Annotated in this window: 20 protein-coding genes; 9 read left to right on the top strand and 11 right to left on the bottom strand. The window is 62.5% G+C overall.

Annotation, left to right across the window (positions count from 1 at the left end; genetic code table 11):
- The first annotated feature begins 26 nt into the window (after window positions 1-26).
- The 7 genes from IB272_RS26450 (at window position 27) to ugpC (ending at window position 8624) form a co-directional block, all read left to right on the top strand.
- Entirely contained in the window at window positions 27-914 is an 888-nt protein-coding gene (locus tag IB272_RS26450; protein WP_162733033.1) for a LysR substrate-binding domain-containing protein, read from the top strand.
- A gap of 134 nt (window positions 915-1048) precedes the next feature.
- On the top strand, window positions 1049-2077 hold the full coding sequence (locus tag IB272_RS26455; RefSeq protein ID WP_113135827.1) for a LacI family DNA-binding transcriptional regulator: 1029 nt from the start codon (window positions 1049-1051) through the stop codon (window positions 2075-2077).
- 126 nt (window positions 2078-2203) lie between these two features.
- Window positions 2204-3472, top strand: a complete 1269-nt coding sequence (locus IB272_RS26460; protein ID WP_060643595.1) for an extracellular solute-binding protein — start codon at window positions 2204-2206, stop codon at window positions 3470-3472.
- Window positions 3473-3554: 82 nt separating this feature from the next.
- On the top strand, window positions 3555-4454 hold the full coding sequence (locus IB272_RS26465; protein ID WP_034789839.1) for a sugar ABC transporter permease: 900 nt from the start codon (window positions 3555-3557) through the stop codon (window positions 4452-4454).
- Window positions 4451-5272 carry a carbohydrate ABC transporter permease gene (locus IB272_RS26470; RefSeq protein WP_051659165.1) on the top strand — a complete coding sequence of 274 codons (822 nt, stop codon included), beginning with the start codon at window positions 4451-4453 and terminating at the stop codon, window positions 5270-5272. Before IB272_RS26465 ends, IB272_RS26470 begins: the two co-directional genes overlap by 4 nt.
- A gap of 8 nt (window positions 5273-5280) precedes the next feature.
- Window positions 5281-7545 (top strand): glycoside hydrolase family 2 TIM barrel-domain containing protein, encoded by a 2265-nt coding sequence (locus IB272_RS26475; protein WP_113135836.1) that lies wholly within the window; start codon window positions 5281-5283, stop codon window positions 7543-7545.
- Window positions 7542-8624 carry a sn-glycerol-3-phosphate ABC transporter ATP-binding protein UgpC gene (gene ugpC / locus IB272_RS26480; RefSeq protein WP_113135826.1) on the top strand — a complete coding sequence of 361 codons (1083 nt, stop codon included), beginning with the start codon at window positions 7542-7544 and terminating at the stop codon, window positions 8622-8624. Before IB272_RS26475 ends, ugpC begins: the two co-directional genes overlap by 4 nt.
- A gap of 57 nt (window positions 8625-8681) precedes the next feature.
- Here the strand turns inward: ugpC and IB272_RS26485 are convergent, their stop codons facing one another.
- The 3 genes from IB272_RS26485 to IB272_RS26495 all read right to left on the bottom strand — a co-directional run bounded on the left by IB272_RS26485 (window position 8682) and on the right by IB272_RS26495 (window position 11399).
- Window positions 8682-9533 (bottom strand): alpha/beta hydrolase, encoded by an 852-nt coding sequence (locus tag IB272_RS26485; RefSeq protein WP_113135825.1) that lies wholly within the window; start codon window positions 9531-9533, stop codon window positions 8682-8684.
- A gap of 149 nt (window positions 9534-9682) precedes the next feature.
- On the bottom strand, window positions 9683-10576 hold the full coding sequence (locus IB272_RS26490) for a LysR family transcriptional regulator (RefSeq protein ID WP_162733032.1): 894 nt from the start codon (window positions 10574-10576) through the stop codon (window positions 9683-9685).
- Window positions 10577-10583: 7 nt separating this feature from the next.
- Window positions 10584-11399, bottom strand: a complete 816-nt coding sequence (locus IB272_RS26495; RefSeq protein WP_113135823.1) for an SDR family NAD(P)-dependent oxidoreductase — start codon at window positions 11397-11399, stop codon at window positions 10584-10586.
- 198 nt (window positions 11400-11597) lie between these two features.
- On the opposite strand from IB272_RS26495, the gene IB272_RS26500 reads away from it, so the two are divergent.
- Window positions 11598-12764 (top strand): serine hydrolase domain-containing protein, encoded by a 1167-nt coding sequence (locus IB272_RS26500; RefSeq protein WP_113135822.1) that lies wholly within the window; start codon window positions 11598-11600, stop codon window positions 12762-12764.
- 2 nt (window positions 12765-12766) lie between these two features.
- Window positions 12767-13615 carry an arylamine N-acetyltransferase gene (locus IB272_RS26505; RefSeq protein ID WP_113135821.1) on the top strand — a complete coding sequence of 283 codons (849 nt, stop codon included), beginning with the start codon at window positions 12767-12769 and terminating at the stop codon, window positions 13613-13615.
- Between the two features lie 14 nt (window positions 13616-13629).
- Here IB272_RS26505 and IB272_RS26510 read toward each other — a convergent pair whose 3' ends face one another.
- The 8 genes from IB272_RS26510 to IB272_RS26545 all read right to left on the bottom strand — a co-directional run bounded on the left by IB272_RS26510 (window position 13630) and on the right by IB272_RS26545 (window position 22102).
- Window positions 13630-13980: a DUF488 family protein gene (locus tag IB272_RS26510; RefSeq protein ID WP_060585677.1), complete on the bottom strand. Its 351-nt coding sequence runs from the start codon at window positions 13978-13980 to the stop codon at window positions 13630-13632.
- 102 nt (window positions 13981-14082) lie between these two features.
- The gene (queE, locus tag IB272_RS26515; protein ID WP_060519323.1) at window positions 14083-14820 is read right to left on the bottom strand and encodes a 7-carboxy-7-deazaguanine synthase QueE; all 738 of its coding nucleotides are present in this window, start codon (window positions 14818-14820) and stop codon (window positions 14083-14085) included.
- Entirely contained in the window at window positions 14817-15173 is a 357-nt protein-coding gene (gene queD / locus IB272_RS26520) for a 6-carboxytetrahydropterin synthase QueD (protein WP_113135820.1), read from the bottom strand. Before queD ends, queE begins: the two co-directional genes overlap by 4 nt.
- Window positions 15173-15883, bottom strand: coding sequence for a 7-cyano-7-deazaguanine synthase QueC (gene queC, locus IB272_RS26525; RefSeq protein WP_192445424.1), 711 nt, complete (start codon window positions 15881-15883; stop codon window positions 15173-15175). The genes queD and queC overlap by 1 nt, the downstream gene beginning before the upstream one ends.
- Window positions 15884-16118: 235 nt before the next feature.
- On the bottom strand, window positions 16119-17252 hold the full coding sequence (locus IB272_RS26530) for a YdcF family protein (RefSeq protein WP_192445425.1): 1134 nt from the start codon (window positions 17250-17252) through the stop codon (window positions 16119-16121).
- 680 nt (window positions 17253-17932) lie between these two features.
- Window positions 17933-18289 (bottom strand): SPW repeat protein, encoded by a 357-nt coding sequence (locus IB272_RS26535; RefSeq protein WP_034789629.1) that lies wholly within the window; start codon window positions 18287-18289, stop codon window positions 17933-17935.
- Between the two features lie 217 nt (window positions 18290-18506).
- Window positions 18507-20246: a gamma-glutamyltransferase gene (gene ggt / locus IB272_RS26540; protein ID WP_060519315.1), complete on the bottom strand. Its 1740-nt coding sequence runs from the start codon at window positions 20244-20246 to the stop codon at window positions 18507-18509.
- Between the two features lie 242 nt (window positions 20247-20488).
- On the bottom strand, window positions 20489-22102 hold the full coding sequence (locus IB272_RS26545) for a GMC family oxidoreductase N-terminal domain-containing protein (RefSeq protein ID WP_060519375.1): 1614 nt from the start codon (window positions 22100-22102) through the stop codon (window positions 20489-20491).
- Between the last annotated feature and the right edge of the window lie 19 nt (window positions 22103-22121).

Raw genomic sequence — 22121 nt, forward strand, 5'->3', positions numbered from 1 at the left:
GTGATACCTTCATAAGGGATCGTTATATGCATGATCTGGATATCGCCCTGTTGCGCGCCTTCGTCGTGACCGCCGAATGCGGCAGCGTCAGCGGCGCTGCGCAGCGGCTGGCCAGGACGCAAGCGGCCGTCAGCATGCAGTTGCGCCGGCTGGAGGACGATCTCGGCGCCAAGCTCCTGAACCGCAATGCAAGGGGCATGGACCTGACCGAAGCCGGGCATGTGCTGCTGCCCTATGCCCAGAAGATGCTGGGCCTGAGCGCCGGCGCCCGGCGGGCGCTTGCCGGGCAGGCCGTCCAGGGACCGATCCGCTTCGGCATGATCGAGGATATCGCGGTCGGCTCGCTACCAAAAGCGTTGCAACGGTTTGCCGAATGCCATCCGAATGTCGCGCTCGAACTGACGGTGACCGAAAGCACCGTGTTGTCGGAGAAGCTGTCGCAGGGCCGGCTCGATGTCGCGATCGGCGACCCGGCGCTGATCCGCGGCGAGGCGATCCTTACCTGGCGACTGCCGCTCCGATGGGTCGCGGCGCGCGGTTTCGAGGTGCCGGCGGAAGGGCCTCTGCCACTCATCACCTTCGACGGCGTCTGCACCTGGCGGCAGAAGATGATCGAGGCGCTGAAGGGCGGGGATCGCCCCTGGCGCACGGTGCTGACGAGCGCCAGCCTGTCTTCCATCCAGTCGATGATCGAGGCGGGCCTCGGCATAGCAGTTCTCCTCGATCTCAACATCCGTCCAAACACGATGCGGGTTCTCGGTGGTGAAGAGGGTCTGCCCCCTGCCCCGGTGATCGAGCTGGGGCTTTTCGCCGCCGACGATCAGGGTCTGGCGTCCCGCCCGGTCTCGGCTCTTTGGGCGTTTCTTTCCGACGAACTGCAAGCGCAGGCCTTGGCAATTGGCCGCGCGGCGTGACCACGCGCGGTTGCGCCCCGTTCCATGAACGAAATAAGACGCCCAGCGATTGAAAAACCCCAGGCAAAATTTTACTAAATAAAAATTGCGCCGCGCCCGAAAGGAGGGCCGCGGCGGCGGGCGGGACGTTGGACATGGTAACAATCAAGGAAATCGCTTCGGCTGTCGGGGTCTCTTCGGCGACTGTTTCTCGGGTGCTGAATTACGATCCGACCCTCTCGATCTCCACCAAGAAGCGACAGGCGATCATCGAAACGGCCGAGGCGCTGAATTACGCCACCCCGCGCAACCGCGGCCGCGGCGCCGGGGCAATGCAGGGCCTGAAATTCGCGCTGGTGCATTTCCTTCAGCCCGCCCAGGAACTGATCGACCCCTATTATGTCGGCGTCCGGCTCGGCATCGAAAACCGCTGTCAGGCGCTGAAGATCGAGGTGGTCAAGGTCTTCCACAACGGCAACCTGCCGGAGGCCGCGATCCTGCAGGGCGCCAGCGGCGTCGTCGCCGTCGGCCACCACTATGGCGAAGAGGTCCATTGGCTGCGCCGGCACAGCCGCCATCTGGTCTTTGCGGACTTTGCCCCCGACGATGACGTCGACGACAGCGTGATGAGCGACGTCTCGATCGCGATGAACCGCCTGCTCGACGGCGTTTACGGCATGGGCTACCGCCGCATCGGCTTTCTCGGCTGGATCGACGCTTTCAGAGACAAGGACGACATCCATTCGGAGCGTCGCTGCCGCGCCTTCATACAATGGATGACGAAGGCCGGCCTCTACGATCCCGAACTCTGCATGGTCGAAAAGCTGACGCCCGATAGCGGCTATACGCTCGCCAAGGCGATGCTGTCGAAGCCCAATCCGCCCAAGATCCTCGTCACCTGCAACGACAATATGGCGATCGGCGCTTACCGCGCGATTCACGAAATGGGCCTGCGGATCCCCGACGATGTTGCCGTGGCGAGTTTCAACGACATTCCTGTCGCCCAGTTTCTCGGGCCGCCGCTTTCGACGGTGAAGATCCCCGCCGAAGTGATCGGCGAGACCGCCGTTGACCTCCTGGTCGAGCGGCTGACCGGGCGAGACGTGGCGAAGAAGGTGATCCTCGGAACCGAGATGGTCTGGCGCGGCAGCACGATGGCGAGAGCCGCCGTTCCGGGTGTGTAAAACGGTCGGTAAAAAACGCGTGGTAAAAATTTACTGAAATATTGCCTTCTCCAGAATTTTGCGAAATACTCCGCGCCGAGACCAGGAGGAACGTCTCGGGGAACGAATTTCGAGGGAGGAGAAACTATGGACACGCGTACCTATCTGCCGCGCTTTGCCGCCATCGCGCTTGCAGGCGCCAGCTTCTTGGCCGTCACGGCCGCCGAGGCCAAGGAAATCACCATCTGGTGCTGGGATCCGAACTTCAACGTCGCGATCATGAAGGAGGCCGGCGCGCGCTACACCAAGACGCACCCGGACGTGACCTTCAACATCGTCGATTTCGCCAAGGCCGACGTCGAGCAGAAACTGCAGACCGGCCTCTCGTCCGGCACCGCAGACGCCCTGCCGGATATCGTTCTCATCGAGGACTACGGCGCGCAGAAATATCTGCAGTCCTTCCCCGGAGCCTTCGCGCCGCTCTCCGGCACCGTCGATTACTCAGGCTTCGCTCCCTACAAGGTCGAGCTGATGACGCTGGATGGCCAGGTCTACGGCATGCCATTCGATTCCGGCGTCACCGGTCTCTACTACCGCAAGGACTATCTGGAGCAGGCGGGCTTCAAGGCGCAGGACATGCAAGGCATCACCTGGGATCGCTTCATCGAGATCGGAAAGCAGGTCGAAGCCAAGACCGGCAAGAAGATGATGGGTCTCGACCCGACCGACGCCGGGCTCGTGCGCATCATCATGCAATCGGCCGGGCAATGGTATTTCGACAAGGAAGGCAAGACGAACATCACCGGCAACGCGGCGCTGAAGGCGTCGCTTGAGACGGTCGGCAAGATCATGGCCGCCAACATCTACAAGCCCGCCGCCGGCTGGGCCGACTGGGTCGGCACCTTCACGTCCGGCGATGTCGCCACCGTCATCACCGGCGTCTGGATCACCGGCACCGTCAAGGCGCAGCCGGACCAGTCGGGCAAATGGGGCGTGGCGCCGATCCCGGCGCTTTCGATCGACGGCGCGACGCACGCCTCGAACCTCGGCGGCTCGAGCTGGTACGTGCTTGAAAGCTCAGCCGAGAAGGCCGAAGCGATCGACTTCCTGAACGAGGTCTACGCCAAGGACGTCGACTTCTACCAGACGATCCTTACGGACCGCGGCGCCGTCGGCTCACTGCTCGCTGCCCGCGGCGGTGCCGCCTATGGCGAGGCCGATGCCTTCTTCGGTGGCGAAAAGGTCTGGCAGAACTTCTCCGACTGGCTCGCGAAGGTCCCCTCGGTCAACTACGGCGTCTTCACCAACGAGGCGGACACGGCCGTTACCGCACAGCTTCCGGCACTGCAGCAGGGAACGCCCGTCGACGACATCCTGAAGGCGATCGACGCCGAGGTCAGCGCACAGGTCCAGTAATCGCCGCGGCGATTATCTGCATTGCTCCTGGCCGCGGTAAACACGCCGCGGCCAACGGCTCCTGCTATCCATGGGGATGATGATGGCTCTCGCGCGTCGCGGCGGCATCGGCCGATATTACAACGTCAATGGCTGGCTCTTCGTCGCGCCGGCACTCGGGCTGATCGCCCTTTTCATGATCTATCCGATCGTCTGGTCGCTGTGGATGTCGTTCCAGTCCGGCCGCGGCATGATGCTGAAATTCGCCGGCTTTTCGAACATCATCCGCCTCTGGAACGATCCGGTCTTCATCAAGGCACTGACGAACACGCTGACCTATTTCGTCGTGCAGGTGCCGATCATGATCCTGCTGGCGCTGATCCTGGCGTCGCTGCTCAACAATCCGAAACTCGTCGGCCGCGGCTTCTTCCGCACCGCCATCTTCCTGCCCTGCGTCACCTCGCTGGTTGCTTATTCGGTGCTGTTCAAGGGCATGTTCGCGCTCGACGGGATCGTCAACTCGACGCTCGAGGCGATCGGCCTCATCGCCTCGCCGATCCCGTGGCTGACCCATCCCTTCTGGGCGAAGGTGCTCGTCATCCTCGCCATCACCTGGCGCTGGACCGGCTACAACATGATCTTCTATCTCGCGGCGATGCAGAACATCGACAAGTCGATCTACGAGGTCGCGCGGATAGACGGCGTGCCCGCCTGGGCGCGTTTCACCCACATCACTATCCCGCTGTTGAAGCCCGTCATTCTGTTCACGACGATCATCTCGACGATCGGCACGATCCAGCTCTTCGACGAGGTCTATAACCTCACCGAAGGCAAGGGCGGACCGTCCAACGCCACGCTGACCCTGTCGCTCTATATCTACAACCTGACCTTCCGCTTCATGCCGAATTTCGGCTACGCGGCGACGGTCTCCTATGTGATCGTGGTGCTCGTCGCCCTGCTCGCCTGCCTGCAATTCTTCGCGGCACGGGAGCGCGACCGATGAACAACGGAACCACACGTATCGTCGGCACCATCGTCACCTACGGCTTCGTCGGGCTGATGGCCTTTCTCTCGATCTTTCCCTTCGTCTGGATGCTGCTCGGCGCGACCAATTCTTCGATCGACATCATCAAGGGCAGGATGATGCCGGGCAGCGCGCTTGCCACCAACATCGCCACTTTCTTCACCCAGGTGAACGCACCGCTGGTCTTCTGGAATTCGGCCAAGATCGCCATTCTCGCGACGGTGCTGACGCTCGCCGTGTCGTCGCTGGCTGGCTACGGCTTCGAGATGTTCCGCTCGCGCCACCGCGATAGGATCTACAGCGCCCTTCTGTTGACGATGATGATCCCGTTTGCCGCGCTGATGATTCCGCTGTTCATCATGATGGGCAAGGCGGGGCTGATCAACACGCACCTCGCTGTCGTGCTGCCGACCATCGGCTCTGCCTTCGTCGTCTTCTATTTCCGCCAGACCACCAAGGCCTTCCCGTCGGAACTGCGGGACGCCGCCAAGGTCGACGGGCTCAAGGAATGGCAGATCTTCCTGTTCATCTATGTGCCGGTCATGCGCTCGACCTATGCGGCGGCCTTCATCATCGTCTTCATGACGGCGTGGAACAACTATCTCTGGCCGCTGATCGTGCTGCAGTCGAACGAGCAGAAGACGATCACGCTGGTCATCTCCTCGCTCGCTTCCGCCTACTACCCCGACTACGGCGTCGTCATGGTCGGCACCATTCTCGCGACACTTCCCACCCTCGCCGTCTTCTTCTTCATGCAACGCCAATTCGTCCAGGGAATGCTGGGCTCAGTCAAATAGGAATGATCATGCGTTCTGTTACCTCTTTCAACGATACCTGGATTTTCTCCGAAGGCTTCGATGCGGCGAGCGCTGGCCGCCTGCAGGCAGGCAAATCGGTCAGCCTGCCGCACAATGCGGTGGAATTGCCGTTCAACTATTTCGACGAGGCATCCTATCAGCGCGCCTTCACCTATCAGAAGGTGCTTACCTGGCGTCGCGAGTTCCACGGCCGCGAGGTCTCGCTCGTGTTCGACGCCGCCATGGCCGACGCCGTCGTCTATCTCAACGGCGAGGAGATCATCGCCCACAAGGACGGTTACACGCCCTTTGAAGCAAGACTGACGGATAAGCTGCGGGAAGGCGACAACCTGATCACGGTCAAGATCGACGGCAGCGAAAACCCTGAGATCCCGCCCTTCGGCGGCCGCATCGACTATCTCACCTATGCCGGCATCTATCGCGACGTCTGGTTGAAGGTCACCGATGCCGTTTCGATCGCCAATCTCAAGATCGAAACCCGCGATGCGCTCAGCGATGCCAAGTCCGTCTCGATCCGCTGCGATCTCGGCAATCCGCAAGGCGTCAACTTTGCCGGCACGGTCACGGCACTCCTCAAGGACGCGAACGGCAAGGTGCTGGCGGAAGCAGCCGGTGAAAGCCGCGGCGAGAGCGTCACCCTTGAGATCACGGGCCTGAAGGGCCTCTCGCTCTGGGATATCGACAGCCCCGTTCTCTATGAAGTGGAAGCGCAGCTGCGCAGCGATCGCGGCAGCGACCGGCTGTCGTCACGCTTCGGCTTCCGCACCGCCGAGTTCACCACGGATGGTTTCAAGCTCAACGGACGGCCGCTGAAAATCCGCGGCCTCAACCGCCATCAGGCTTTCCCCTATGTCGGCTACGCCATGGGCCGCACGGCGCAGGAGCGCGATGCCGAGATCCTGAAGAACACGCTGCATTGCAACCTCGTGCGCACCTCGCATTATCCGCAATCCAAGTGGTTCCTCGACCATTGCGACCGCATCGGCCTGCTCGTCTTCGAGGAAATCCCCGGCTGGCAGCATATCGGCGGCGAGGGCTGGAAACAGGAGGCGATCCAAAACGTCCGCCGCATGATCGAGCGCGACTGGAACCACCCGTCGATCATCATCTGGGGCGTGCGCATCAACGAATCCCAGGACTCGCATGATTTCTACGTCGAGACCAACCGGCTCGCACGCGAACTCGACCCCACGCGCCAGACCGGCGGCGTGCGCTACATTACCGACAGCGAATACCTCGAAGACGTCTACACCATGAACGACTTTATCCTCGGCAACGAGGAACTGCCGGGCGCAAACCGCCCGCGCACGGCGCTACGTCCGCAGCAGGAATGCACCGGGCTCACCCGCAAGGTGCCCTATCTCATCACCGAATTCGGCGGCCACATGTTTCCGACGAAGATCTACGACCAGGAGCAACGGCAGGCAGAGCATGTGCGCCGGCACCTGGAAGTGCTGAACGCGGCCTATGGCGACCCAAGCATTTCAGGCGCCGTCGGCTGGTGCATGTTCGACTACAACACCCACAAGGACTTCGGCTCCGGCGACCGGATCTGCTATCACGGTGTCATGGACATGTTCCGCCAGCCGAAATTCGCGGCCCATGTCTATGCCAGCCAATGTGAACCGTCGGAGGGCGTGGTGATGAAGCCGGTCACCTTCTGGGCACGCGGCGAGCGCAACATCGGCGGCGTGCTGCCCTTGATCGTGCTCACCAACTGCGACGAGGTCGAGCTGAAATACGGATCGCTCGTCAAGCGCGTCGGTCCCGACCGCGAGAACTTCCCGCATCTGCCGCACCCGCCCGTCGTCATCGACCATCGCCACTTCACCAAGGACGAACTCGGCGTCTGGGGCATGAAGTGGGATGACGCAGCCTTCACCGGCTTTATCGACGGCGAGCCCGTCGCCAACCTCCGCATGGTCGCCGATCCGGTGCCGACGGCGCTGGAAGTCGTCCCCGACAGCACGGCGCTTCGGGCCGAAGGGCGCGACAGCGTGCGGGTGATCGTGCGCGCGCTCGATCAGGCCGGCAACATCCTGCCCTTCCTCAATGACGCGGTCGACGTGACAGTCACCGGCCCTGCCCGCCTGCTCGGCCCCGATCGCCTGATCTTCCAGGGCGGTTCGACCGGCTTCTGGCTGGAAACGACGGGTGCTGCCGGCGGCATCGCCGTCGCGGTGACCTCGACGCGGCTTGGAACCGTGAGGCTGGAGCTTTCGGCGGTGTCGGACGAGGCGGCGGCTGCATGAGCGAACTCCAACTTAAGCACGTCAGAAAGTCCTATGGCAACTTCGAGGTCATCAAGGGTGTAGACCTCGACATCAAGACCGGTGAGTTCGTCGTCTTCGTCGGGCCATCCGGCTGCGGCAAGTCGACCCTGCTTCGGATGATCGCCGGACTGGAGGAGATCTCGTCAGGTGATCTCACGATCGGCGGCGAGCGCATGAACGATGTCGATCCGTCGAAACGAGGCATCGCCATGGTGTTCCAGTCCTATGCGCTCTACCCGCATATGACGGTTCGGGAGAACATGGGTTTCGCGCTGCGATTTGCCGGCGTGCCGAAGGCCGAGATCGCACAACGCGTCGGCGAAGCGGCGAACATCCTGGAACTCGGGCCGCTGCTCGACCGCAAGCCGAAACAGCTTTCGGGCGGCCAGCGCCAGCGCGTGGCGATCGGCCGGGCGATCGTGCGGCACCCGAAGATCTTTCTCTTCGACGAGCCGCTCTCGAACCTCGATGCGGAACTGCGCGTGCACATGCGTATCGAGATCGCCAGGCTGCACAAGAAGCTTGCGACGACAATCATCTACGTCACCCACGATCAGGTCGAGGCGATGACGCTTGCCGACAAGATCGTCGTCATGCGCGGCGGCGTGGTCGAGCAGGTCGGCTCGCCGCTCGACCTCTACGACGATCCGGCCAATCTCTTCGTCGCCGGTTTCATCGGTTCGCCGAAGATGAACTTTTTGAAGGGGATCGTCGAAACAAACGCGGGCGGGGAGAGACATGTCCGCCTGGCGGATTTCGGCAATGCGACGCTGCCGATTGCGGTCAAGGACGTAACGCCCGGCAGCACCGTGACCATTGGCATTCGCCCCGAGCATTTCGGCGACAGCGGCTCGGCGAGCCTCGATTTGACGATCGACATGCTGGAGCATCTGGGCGGCGAGACCTTTGCCTATGCCCGGCACGGCGACGGCGACGGCGAACTGATCATCATCGAAACAAAAAACGGCCGCGGCCTGAAGTCCGGCGACAGCATCGCCGCCCGTTTCGAACCCACAGCCGCTCTGGTGTTCGACGCAGACGGCAGGCGCCTGCGCTAGAAGCTATCCACCATAGGAGGGCGGCGCCACCTGCGAAGATGGCGCCGTTCGTTGTTGTCACGGGAACATGCCCTTCGGTGTCTCACCCTTCAGAAAGGGCTCGATGAAAGCCTCCAACAGTTCCGTCTGGTTGATGACGGCGGTGTGCGACGTCGCCGGCAGGATCGCGAGCCGCGAAGGCGACAGCGGCTTTCCCATGTCGCCCATGGCGCCGCCACCAAGCAGGCGGAACAGTGCCACCGTGTGCTCCAACGTCGCCACATCGGCATCGCCGGCGACGACGAGAACCGGGGTCTTCAGTGCCTTGACATCCGGCTCCCAGGCCATCGGTTCTTTTTCGAGCTGGATCAGCTTCTTGACCAGATCGGGAAACCCATCCGGATTGGCAGCAAGCTTGCGGTAGTCTTCGGCAAAGGGCATGCCGACGAACATCTCGACAGTCATCTGCGGGATGAATGCTTTGAATTCCGGCTGCCAGCCCTCGGCATCGTAGCCGACGGACGCGGCGGCTAGCTTGTTCACCTTGTCCGGATGGCGGATCGCCAGCTGCAGGCCGGCAGCCGCACCCATCGAGTAGCCGAAGACATCGGCCTTCTCCAGCTTCACCGCATCCATGAAGGCGGCGACGTCGTCGGCGAGGTTCGGATAGGTGATCGGGCGATCGATATCGGTGGTGCGGCCATGGCCCTGGAACTCGATTGCATAGACCTTGTGGGTCTCGGCCAGCTTCGGGATGATCGCACCCATCGAGGGAATGTTCATGTAGGCGCCGTGCAGCACGACGAGCGGCTCGCCCTCGCCCGAGACTTCGTAATACATCTTCATGCCGTTGACTTCGACGGTCTCAGCCTCGGCAAAGGCAGTGCCGGACATGAGCAGGGCGCCAGCGATCAAAGCGGTACGAAACATTCTCAATCTCCTTGTTGTCAGCGCGGTTGAGCACCGCCTTCGAGATTAAGACGCATGACGTCGTCATCTCCCGACATCGACAGCCAAGAAAATTTCGCGCATTCGTTGCAGTGCCCAGCAAACGCGTCGCGCCTTGGTCCGCCGGCGCTTCAGCCTGACGGGTTGAGGCTCACCCGCAGGGGCGCGAACTGCGATACGGCAAAATCCATGAGCTTTCGCACCCGCGGCAATTCACGTAATTCCGGGTGAACACCGAGCTTCAGCGGCAGAACCGGCGCGGCAACGCCGAGGTCAAGGGCCACAAGGCCATTCCGGCCGGCGGCGATAAAGTGCGGCAGCGTGGCAAGTGCCTGTCCGGTCTCAACCGCACTCAATTGCGAGCGGATCGAATTCGTGCGCAGCAGCACTCTCGCCTCCGGCAAAAGATCTTTCAGCCAGGTCGAGAGCGATACCCGCACAGGCACCTCCACCAGCTCGACAATCGTCTGGTTCCTGCCTTCGCCCGCAACATCCGGATGGCCGAAACAATCAAGGTAGGCCTCTGTTGCAAACAGGCCGTAGGCGACATCGGCAACCTTGCGCTCGACGATATCGTTTTGGTCGAAACTGCCGAAACGCAAGGCGATGTCTGCGTCCCGCCTGGACAGGTTGAAGCGCCGGCCATCGTTCAAAAGGTGAATGCTGACGCCGGGATGCATTGCTGCAAACTTGGTCAGGATCGGCGCCAGGAGGTAGTCTCCGATCCAGTCGAGGCTGGTCACGGTGATGGTGCCTTCAAGTGCGTCGTCCTGCACCGCAAGGCGCCGCTCCACCGCAAGCGCGTTCGCCTCCATGTGCTCGAGCGCAGAAAGGATGGAGAGGCACACGGCGGTCGGCACGAGGCCGCCCGGTTGCCGCTCGAACAGTGTTTTGCGCGTCTTCTGCTCGAAAGCCTCGAGGCGACGGCTGAGCGTCGGTTGCGTGGTGCCCATCGCACGGGCGGCTGCACTCAGCGAGCCGTGGCGGAACAAGTACTGAACAAGATGGAGTTCTTCCCAGTCCACAGGCACCTCAGGGTTCAGCCGGCCGAGGCGGCTCGCCTCGACGGTAATTCATAGGCACTTTCGTGCCCGCCGTCATGCCCCCGTCGATCGGCAGCACCACGCCGGTGATGTAACTCGCCGCATCGGAACAGAGCCAGAGCACGCCGGCGGCCACCTCCTCCACCCGGCCAAGCCGCCGCATCGGCGTCGAAAGTGCTGCGTGCCGCTGGATGTCCGCGCCGGCGGCCTCGAGATGGTGGGTGAGGATCGGCCCGGGCGCAACGACATTGATCCGGATGCCCTGGTCGGCATAGTCCAGCGCCGCCGCCTTGCTCAGCCCGATGATCCCGGCCTTCGCACCGACATAGGCGGAAAGCCCGGAGGTGCCGTTGATGCCGGCAACCGACGCCATGTTGACGATCGCACCGCCACCGCCCCTCGCCATCGCCTCGATCTGGTAACGCATGCCGAGAAAGGTGCCGCGAATGTTGGTGCGGATGCCGCGATCGAACCCTTCGATATCGAGATCGGCAAGCGGGGCCGGCATGGTTCCATCCGTCGCATTGTTGAAGGCGGCGTCGAGCCGGCCATAGTGCTGCATCACACTTGCAAGCGCCTGCTTCATGGCACTCTCGTCGCCGACATCGGCAGCGATCGCCAGTGCGTCGCCGCCCGCCTGGCGGATGGAAACCGCCAACGCCTCGACCGCCGGCTGCGAGCGGGAAAGAAGGACAACGGATGCGCCGGCCTGCGCAAAGGCGCGGGCGGTGGCCGCGCCGATACCCTTGCTGGCGCCTGCGACTAAGGCGACTTTGCCTGCAAATCCCAGATTGTTTGTGTTCATCAACCCGACTCCATCTGACGTTGTCGCACCGTTTTTAGCGCCGGACGACGACGGCTGCCTCGTGCAGGCGCGTATGCCTCCCATACGGGAACAGACGATCGACTTTCGCTGCGAACGGGCTTTGCCTTTGTCCGGGAGCCCGAATTTCGCCCTGAAGCGTCGACCGGGCCGCAGTTTCGAGGAGCACAGGAGACGAGCATGGATGCGACAAGACAGGGAAGATCGGAGCGCAGAACGCGGCTGAAGGCCGAACTCGACCGGGTGATTGCGGAAGCCCTGGATGAACAGCGCATCGTCGGCACAGTCGTCGAGATCCTTATCGACGGCGAGCCCGGCTACCGACATGCCGCCGGGCTTGCGCACCGCGAGGCCGACCGGCCGATGACCGAGGACAGCATCTTCCTGCTCTCCTCGGTCGCAAAGCCGATCGTCACGGTCGCCGCTCTCAACCTGGTGCAAAGGGGCACCATCGGTCTCGACGATATCGTGTCGGAATGGCTGCCCGCGTTCAGGCCGCAGCTGCCGGACGGCAGCGAGCCTCGGATAACCATCCGCCAACTCCTGACGCACAGTGCCGGTTTGAGCTACGTGTTCATGGAGCGAGGCGACGGCCCTTATCGCCGGCACGCCATCAGCAGCGGCCTCGACGACACCGACGATGATCTCACCGCCCTCATCGGCAAGCTCACCGCCATTCCGTTATCCTATCCGCCCGGACACGGCTGGGGCTATTCGATGAGCCTCGACGTGCTTGGCGCCGTTATCGAAGAGGCGACGGGATCAAAGCTGCCGGAGGCGATTGCTACGCTCGTCACACGCCCGATGGGGATGAACGACACCGCCTTTTCCGTGACCGATAAACGCAAGCTCGTGGTCCACTATGGCGATGCCTCGCCGCGGCCACGGCGGCTCGTTGGCGACGACGCGGTCCCCTTCTTTGGCAATCCCGTACGCCTCTCGCCCGGCCGGATCTTCAATCCTCGAGCCTTTCCCTCCGGAGGAGCCGGCATGGCAGGCACGGCCGGCGACGTGATCCGCCTTCTCGAAAGCCTCAGGACCGGACACTCGCCGGTGCTCGACGCCGCCAGCACCCGCTCGATGTTCGACATTCAGGCAAGGACGGGCGGATTGGCCGCCGGCGCCGGGTGGGAGTTCGGTTTCGGCGGCGCCGTGCTTGTCGAACCCGAGATGGCGGGAACACCGCAGTCGCGCGGCACGCTGCAATGGGACGGCGCCTACGGGCACAAGTGGTTCATCGACCCGGCCCGCGGCCTGACAGTCGTTGCGCTCACCAACACCGCTTTTGAGGGCATGAACGGACGCTTCCCGGACGATCTTCGCGACGCCATCTATCGGAGCCTCTAGCCATGCGGAACGCCCCATTTCCCGTCGACCTCGGCCGCTACTTCGCCCGCATCGGTCATGTCGGGCCGCTCTCGCCCGATCTCACAACGCTTGGCAGGATCGTCGCCCGCCATGCCGCGTCGATCCCCTTCGAGGCCATCGACGTGCTTCTCGGCCGTCGGATCGACCTTTCGCCGGCGGCGGTCGACGCCAAGCTCATCGACCGCCGGCGTGGCGGCTATTGCTTCGAGCAGAACAGCCTGTTGCAGCGCGTGCTCACGTCGCTCGGCTACCGGGTGGATCCCTTGATTGCCCGTGTCCTGTGGATGCGCGCCCCGGGTGCGCCGCCGCCGGCCTGGTCGCACATGGCGCTCCGCGTCTTCGTGAACGATGTCGGCTATCTGGTCGATGTCGGCTTCGGCAGTTGCGTGCCGACCGCGCCGCTGCGTTTCGACCGGACCACGCCGCAACCGACGCCGCATGAGCCGTTCCGTCTCAGCCGAACGCTCGATGGCTACGTGCTGGAGGCATTACTTGGTCGTGACTGGGTACCGGTCTACGAGGTATCGCCGAGCATTTGTGGAGAGGACGCGTATCGGATCGCAAACATCGCGACATACACGGATCCGCATTCGCTTTTCCGACAGACCCTGCTGGTGACGTTGACCACCGAGGAGACACGTAACATCCTGCTTGGAAACCGGCTGACGATCCGTGACAGGAACGGCACCGTGACGCGCCAGGAATTCGATGCACCGGCAATCGAATCTGCCCTTATCAACGTCTTCGGATTACCCCTCGACGGCGACTGGCGCCGGGTCGCTGCGCGCCGGCGGCGCATTCGAGGCATCCATTCCAACGACATGACGTGAACCCGGCGCCTCGTCTATCGATGGGTGAGGATGTAGCCTTTGAGGATCTCCGCATGATTGCGGGCCTCATCCTTCACGCTGTAAAGCAAAGTCACCGGGCCCTCAGCAATGCGCTGTCGCAACAGGTCAACTGCCTCCGGATTGCCGTCGAGCTCGGCAAGGTAGCGCTCGCGAAACTCTTCCCACGTACCTTCATCCGCATGGAACCAGCGGCGCAGCTCCGTGGTCGGCGCTATGTCCTTCAGCCAGAGATCGACCGCGGCTTCCGCCTTGGTCAAACCGCGCGGCCAGAGGCGATCGACGAGGACGCGCATCCCGTCGCCATCGGCCTTCGGCTCATAGACACGTTTCGTCTTCAGCTGCATGAACGCCCCTCATTGGTCTTGATTTGAGGACCATAGCTGCCGCCGATTGGCGATCCAAGCGCGAAGGCGCTTGCCGGCAAGCGGTAAAGGGGCGCCTGCCGCCTACACCCCGCGCCTGTTGCCCCAGAGCAGGACGTGCAGCTGCGGCAGGACGCGGGCCTCGAACCAACGATCTTCCGTCACCTTGCCGACAAGCCAGAGCATGCGATCGATGATGCCGTCGATGTCGACTTTGGCGTCGTCGTCGTCAGGGGGTGGAGGCGTATGGTTGCCAGGCTGCAGGTAGAGCGGCAGATGGGGGTACCGGGCCGCCGTATCCCGGGCATAGGCATAGTCGCGCTCGTCGAAAACGACGATCTTCAGCGCCACCTGCGGCCCATCCGCTGCCATTCGAAGACAGTCGTCGAAGGCCCGCCAGTCCGTTTCCATGCCGCTCGACGGCGGCTTCGGGCTCAGCACCAGCGCGTCGAGGTCCGCAAACCAGTCCTTGGCGATGCTGCCCTGCGTTTCCAGCGCGAAGCGATAGCCATCGGCTTTCCCGCGGGCGATCAGGGGCGCCAGCGGCTGGATCGCCGGATTGCCGCCGGAAAGCGAGACCGTCAGCGGCTTGCCACCGGAGAGCGTGACGACCTCGCTCCAGATCTCTTCGACGCCCATCGGCAGCCATTGGTCGCGATACTCGCTGTCGACCGCGTGCAGCGTGTCGCACCAACTGCAGCGATAGTCGCAGCCGCCGGTTCGCACGAACACGGTCGGAAGCCCGATCAGGATGCCCTCGCCCTGGATCGTCGGCCCGAAGATTTCGCTGACACGGATGCGCGTTTCGCCGGGCCCGCTCATGGCCGGTATTCTGCCCAGGTCTTCGGCGTCTCGCTGACACGCACGGCGGAGGTTTCCGGCAGCCTCGCCTTGCACCAGTCGTAAAAGTGCTTCGCCAGACATTCGGCCGTCACCCGGTCGTGGCCGAGAACGTCGTTCAGATGGCGGTGATCGAAACTCTCGTCGATGTAGCGCTTCAGTGGCGAAAGCTCGTGATAGTCGCGCACGAAGCCGTGCTCGTTGAGCTCCGCGCCGGCAAGCTCGACTTCGACGATGTAGTTGTGGCCGTGTAGTCGCGCACATTGATGCTCGGCCGGCAGGCTCTTCAACTGATGCGAGGCGGAGAAATGGAATTCCTTGGTGATCCGGAACATCACTTCACCTCCTCGGCCGCAAAGGCCGATGTCGCCGCCACCCAGAAATCCGGATCTTCGTAGTCGGTCGGATCCGCAACGCCGGCCAGATGGAAGGCCTCGCGCCGCTCGACGCAGGTGCCGCAGCGCCCGCAATGGAGCGCGCCGCCCTTGTAGCAGGACCAGGTCGCTTCGAAGGGCGTCTGGTGGCTCGCGCCGTCGGTGACGATATCCGCCTTCGAAATCGTCACATAGGGCGCGTAGAGCGTGATGTCGGCGTAGCCGTCGAGCGCGTGGTTCTGCATCGCCTGAAACGCGTCGATGAAGCCGGGACGGCAGTCGGGATAGATGAAATGGTCGCCGCCATGCACGGCGACAGCCACCGCATCCGCCTTCTGCGCCGCTGCCAACCCGAAGCCGATGGAGAGCATGATGGCGTTGCGGTTCGGAACCACCGTCGCTTTCATCGTTTCCTCGGCGTAGTGGCCGTCGGGCACGTCGACATCGTCCGTCAATGCCGATCCGGTGAGATGGGCGCCGATCGCGCTGATGTCGATGACCTGATGCGGAACGCCGAGCCGCTTGGCACAGGCGGCGGCAAAGTCCAGCTCCTTACGGTGTCGCTGGCCGTAATCGAAGGAGAGCAGGCCAATGAGTTCGTGTTCGGCTGCGACCTTGTGGGCAAGCGATACCGAGTCCAATCCGCCGGAGCAGATGACGATTGTCTTCATGATAGGTGTCCTTGTTTTGACCGGGTAGGCTGCGACCGGATTACGGCGCGCCTTCTAGGGCAAAGCAGGACGGATGGGAAGCATTATGTTGAAGTGCGGGAGAACGCAGCCTCTTCCTGCGTGCCATACACGCGACCGGCGCATTCTCAAACTGAGCCAGAAACGCACGCGTCCCACCCTTAAGTGCAAGGGTGGGACGCGCAAGCATCAGGCGCTTTCGGGGATGTTCCGATGACTACTGCTGCAGCCCCGGATAGGCCCATACGCCCGAAACACGCATCAGATCACGGTAAATGACCAACCGCTCGTCCGCCCCGATCTTTGCCGCTTCATCCTGGGTTGGCGCGTCCAGCGCATTCAGCGGCACCACTGCCGATGGCAGGTCGCGCTGCTTCAAGGCATCCTCCATGACCGTGCGCGCGCGGCGCATGTGGCTCGAACTGGTCACCAGGATTACCGTGTCGGCCTGATGCCGCACCAGGAGATTGGCGGCATTGATCACATTGCCGATCGTATCTTTCGACTTGTCCTCAATCATGATGCGATCGCGACTGATACCCTTGTCGACCAGCCACTTGGACATGACGTCACCTTCCGTAACGCCATTTTTCGGCACGCCGCCACTCACCATGACGAGCGCTGTCGGGTTGGCCTCGGCGACCTTCAACGTCACCTCGAGACGATCGAGCAAGGTTTGCTGCGCCTTGCCGTCATCGGCGAGCGCGTAGCCCAGCGCGACGATCACGACCTTCCCTGGCACAGTCGGGACGTCGAAGTTCGGCTTTTCAGCCATGATCTGTTCTGCGCGAACAAACCGCTTGCGATACTCTTCCGCTTTCTCGCGATCGAGACCGGCCAGAGCCTGGTGGGCAAGCGCCGCGCCGGTCTCATCGCCACGGATGCGGGCAATTGCCTCAAGCCAGCTTTGCGCATCAAAAGCGGTCGGGTCCTTGCTGAGGATGCTCTGGAAGGTCGCCTGCGCGTCGTCGAGCTTCTTCTGGATGATCTGGGTCGCAGCAACGGCATATTGGAAATCCAACCGCTCAGGCGCGAGCGTCGACGCTTCCTTGAAGGCTTCCTCCACGACATCATATTTGCCATGCAGCGTAATGCCCTTGAAGACTTCGGCTTCCGCCTTTTTGACGTCGCCGCCCGACCAGTAATACTGCATGCCGGTGTCGACCAGCTGTTTGATACGGGCAGCGTTTGCCTGGTCGAAGGCGCCGGCTGGAACCGCTGAAATGAGACACGCTGTCGCTGTCAACAGTCCAAGGAGGCGGCGCCGTGCGCTACCCGCCTTCACCGAACGCGGGGTGCCCGATGCTGTCACGGTCGACCCCAACGGGGCAAAAATGGAACTCGGCTTCATTTAAATCTCCCAGTTTTCCGGTTGCCCGCCGGCTTGCTCGCCCTCGGGCCGATAGCGTTCCGTATTCACTTCCGATTTGGCCCATCTCCTTGCGGCCAGTATTAGAAATACCAAAACATGACCACCTGTCCAGATCGCGGCGGCGCAACTATCCGTAATGGCGACTGAAGCCGGAATAATTCGTGTTACATTTCTTACAGATAGCGCATACAAGTTGCGTTCACGTTCCGAAACAGTCGCTGATTGGCGTTATATTGGTATTATCCAATTGCACGCCATCGCCCGCGCAGCGTGCGTGCGCAATCGCTGAATGACCAGGATGTCATGAACATTGGCTTGCCGGCAGTGATTTCCATGGTTCGGCAAGAGCAAAGCCTGCTTCAACGATCTCGCTGCCGATGGGTAGCCGAAAACCTACTCCGGAGCTCGGGAGTTCGTGGCGGTCGTTGCGCGCCGCGCTGTCGAAGACACCGTAAGGTGAATCGATGCGCTGGCCCGTTTGGATTGTTCGAAGGGATCTGACCTTTGAACTCACGCAAATCCGAAGACGGACGGTTCCGCACGGTTTTTCAGATTTCGCTCTCGATCCGGCCAGCCGCAAACGCAAAATTGCAACGAATGATGCAAACTGATTGCGGCCCGGCGCTGCGGCGCCGGGCCGCAATCTTCTCTACTCATCGTCATGCATGTGCATGCGGATGCTGCCGTTCGTCCCAGACGGCCCAGATCGCGAGCGCGGTCACCAACACCCCAAGGACGACATGCGTCCACATGGGGTTGGGACTGGTCGAGAAACCGAGCAGCCAGGGTGAAGCGATCAGCCAGAGCCCGACGATGAGGCTTGCCCATTCTTCCCATTCCGCAAACATGGCAAGCGTCGCGATAGCCAGAACGCCGAGCACGACGCCGGCGCCCCAAGCGTTCCAGGCCGGAACGCTTTCGACAACGAAACCCATGATCCAGGGAGAGACGAACAGGCAGACGGCAAGAACCAGATTGATCCAGTCCTGTGCTTTCTTTCCTTCCATCAGTGCCATGACAACCTCCACGAATGAAGCTTGGCCAAAGCGTACGATCGCGTACGATCGCGTGCGGTCGCACGCTCTGAAAACATAATAAATTCAACCGGAACCGCTTTCAAATCTTTTTCGCGTGAGCACGCGGTGGTCGCATGCGCGAAATCAGGCGGCGAACCGACGATCCGCCGCTCTGAATGGGTGTCGAGGGCGCAGCTTTGCGCCGCTTCGCGTGCGTCTAGTAACCGCGCGCAGCACCCGCGCCGATGCGGCTGTCGACTGCGCCATTGTAGCGGGCGCCGCCGCCGGCCTCGATGTCCGAAAGGCTCTCGCCGCCGACGAGGATGCCGGTCGCCTGTCCCCAGATCGTCCAGCTTTCATCGATCTGGACATTGTGGCCCATGGCCGACAGCAGCTTGCGGGTATCTGGCGAGAGCGCATAGGGCTCCATGAACACCTTGTCCGGCAGCCACTGGTGATGGACGCGCGGCGCGTCGACCGCTTCCTGGATGTTCATGCCGTGGTCGATGACGTTGAGTATCGCTTCGAGCGTGATGGTGATGATGCGTGCACCGCCGGGGCTGCCGATCACCATGAAGGGCTTGCCGTCCTTGGAGATGATCGTCGGGCTCATCGATGACAGCGGCGTCTTTCCGGGCGCGATCGCATTGGCCTCGCCCTGCACCAGACCGTAGAGATTGGGCACGCCTGGCTTGGCGGTGAAATCATCCATCTCGTTGTTGAGCAGGATGCCGGTTCCGGGCGCCACGACGCCGGCGCCGAAGGAGCCGTTCAGCGTATAGGTGACGGCAACCGCATTGCCCTCGTCGTCGATGATCGAATAGTGCGTCGTCTCCTTGCTTTCGCCGAAACCCTTGGGGATCAGCGTGGCGGAAACGCCGGCGCGGAACGGATCGATCTTGTCGCGGATGTCCTTGGCATAGGCCTTGTCGGTGAGCTTGGCGACGGGGTTCTCGACGAAATCAGGATCGCCGAGCGACGTGTTGCGGTCGACATAGGCGTGGCGCATGGCCTCGATCATCACATGCACGGTGTCGGCGGCGCCATAGCCCATGTAGGAAATGGGGTAGCCTTCGAGAACGTTGAGGATTTCGCAGATGATCACGCCACCGGAGGATGGCGGCGGCGAGGAGACGATGTCATAGCCGCGGTAGTTGCACTTGACCGGCTCCAGTTCGCGCACGGCGTAGCGCTCGAAATCTGCCTTGACGAGCACGCCGCCTTTCTCCGCGCTCGCCTTGACGATCTGGTCGGCGATCGCGCCCTTGTAGAAGGCGTCGGTGCCCTTCTCGGCGATGCTCGAAAGCGATGCGGCAAGATCGGCCTGGATCAGCTTCTCGCCGGCGACGAACGGCTTGCCGTCCTTCAGGAAGATCGCGGCCGCGGCCGGGTCCTTGGCGAGCCTGTCCGTTTCGCCCTCGAAGGAATCGATATCGCCCTGCTCCAGCACGAAGCCGTCTTTGGCAAGCGCGATCGCCGGAGCGATCAATTCGGCAAGCGGCTTGGTGCCATAGCGGCTGCGCGCCATTTCGAAGCCCAGGACCGGACCGGGAACGCCGACGGCGAGATAGCCCTCGGTACTCAGGCCGTCGACGACATTGCCCTTGGCGTCGAGATACATGGTCTTGGTAGCGGCTTGAGGCGCCCGCTCGCGGAAATCGAGGAACGTCGTCTTGCCGTCCTTAAAGCGGATGGTCATGAAACCGCCGCCGCCGATATTGCCGGCGGTCGGATAGGTGACGGCAAGCGCATAGCCGACGGCAACGGCTGCATCCACGGCATTGCCACCGCTTTTCAGCACGGCAACACCGATATCGGATGCCAGGTGCTGGGCGGTGACCACCATGCCGTGCTCCGCCTTCACGGGCTCGGGTGAAGCCGCCTGCACCGCCCAGGGCGTCAGGCTCGATGCAAAGAGCAACGTAATCGACAGGGTCTTCAAGCGGAAACTCGGCATGCGTCTCTCCCTCGCAGGCTCGCGGCGCATTGCCAGATTTCAATGACCGTGGTCTCGCCGCGTCGAGCGCGGTGGCAACGATCGTTCGGTAGGGGCAAGCACCTGATATGGACGGCTATGAAGTGCGGGAAGTATAGTCACGCTCAATCGACGATGGCAAATCACGCCTGACGTTCAACGACACCCCTACGCCTGACCGGCCACTGCGTCGGGTCCCCCAGTCGACAGAAAAGCCGTGCCGCTCAGGCGGCATCGGCAAGGATCAGATCGGCACCTTTCTCCGCAACCATCATCGTCGGCGCGTTGATGTTGCCCGCGGTGATGTTGGGGAAGATCGAGGCGTCGACGACGCGGAGACCGGGCACGCCGTGAACCTTCAGGCGGCTGTCGACCACCGAACTCTCCTGCTCCGGCCCCATCGCGCAGGTGCCGCAAAGATGGTAGATCGAGCCGGAGTTTTCGCGGAAATAGTCCATCAGCGCTTCGTCGCTTTCCACGCGCGGCGCCGGCGAAATCTCTTCCGCCGTCAACGATGAGAGTGCCGAGGCCGACGCGATCCGGCGGACAAGCCGGCTTCCCTGCAGCACTTCGTCGATGTCGCGATCGGTCGTCAGGTAGTTCGGCCGGATCAGCGGTTTCACCGAGGGGTCGCCGGACGCAATCGAGATGCTGCCGCGGCTCGTCGGCCGGCAGGAATTGAAGCAGATCAGGTAGCCGGGATAGGGCTCCGGCTTCAGCCCGGCCTTCGGATCCGTCGGGATGCGGTAGGAGAGCGGGTTGAAATAGAGCTGGATGTTCGGCCGCTCTTCGTCGGGCCGGCCGCGGAAGAAACCGCCCGCCTGGTTGACGCTCATCGAGAACGGTCCTTTGCCGGTCAAGAGATACTGCAGACCGAGACGCATCTGGCCGAACAGACTGCCGAACTCGTCGTTGAGCGTCGGGATCGTCGCGCGATAATAGAAGCTGGCGCAGAGATGATCCTGCAGGTTCAAGCCGACCGACGGCAGATGCCGGCGCGTTTCGACCCCGAGCAACGACAGCTGCTTGCCGTCGCCAATGCCCGAGACCTGCAGCAGCTGCGGGCTACCGACCGCACCGGCGGCCAGGATGACCTCGCGCCCCGCCGTGAAGCGACGCCGCGTCCCATTCTGGATGACATCGACACCGGTCACGCGTCCGTCTTCGCCGAAGACCAGCTTTTCTGCCTGCGCGTAGCGTTCGATCGTGAGATTGGGACGCTTGAGGGCGGGCCTCAGATACTCCGCGCTCGAATGCGAGCGGCGGCCGTTGTTGGTGTTGACGTCGTAGACGCCGGCGCCCTCGATCGAGGCGCCGTTGAAATCCTCGTTCAGCGGCAGCTGCAACGATCCGCAGCTTTCGAGGAAAGCGTCGGTGATCGGGTGCGTCATGCCGCGCATCGGGGTGATGTGGATCGGGCCTTCGCCGCCGTGCCATTCGGACGATCCGCGCGCATGGGTTTCGAGCCGGCGGAAATAGGGCAGGACATCGTCATAGCCCCAGCCCGTATTGCCGGCGTTTTTCCAGTCGTCGAAGTCGTCGCGCGCGCCGCGCACATAGATCATCGCATTGATCGAGCCGGATCCGCCCTGGACCTTGCCACGCGGCACGTAGATGCTGCGATCCTGAAGCTCGGCCTCCGGCTCGCTCGAATACATCCAGTTGACCTGGGGATTGTAGTAGCTGCGGGCGTAGCCGACCGGGATCTTGAACCAGAAGGAATTGTCGTTGCCGCCAGCCTCGATCAAAAGCACCCTGTGGCGACCATTTTCGCTGAGCCGGCTCGCAAGAATGCAGCCGGCCGACCCGGCGCCGACGATGATGTAGTCGTAGATCATCTGCATGTCCTATAGTCGG

The sequence above is a fragment of the Ensifer sp. ENS08 genome, assembly GCF_014852195.1.
GTDB lineage: Bacteria > Pseudomonadota > Alphaproteobacteria > Rhizobiales > Rhizobiaceae > Ensifer > Ensifer adhaerens.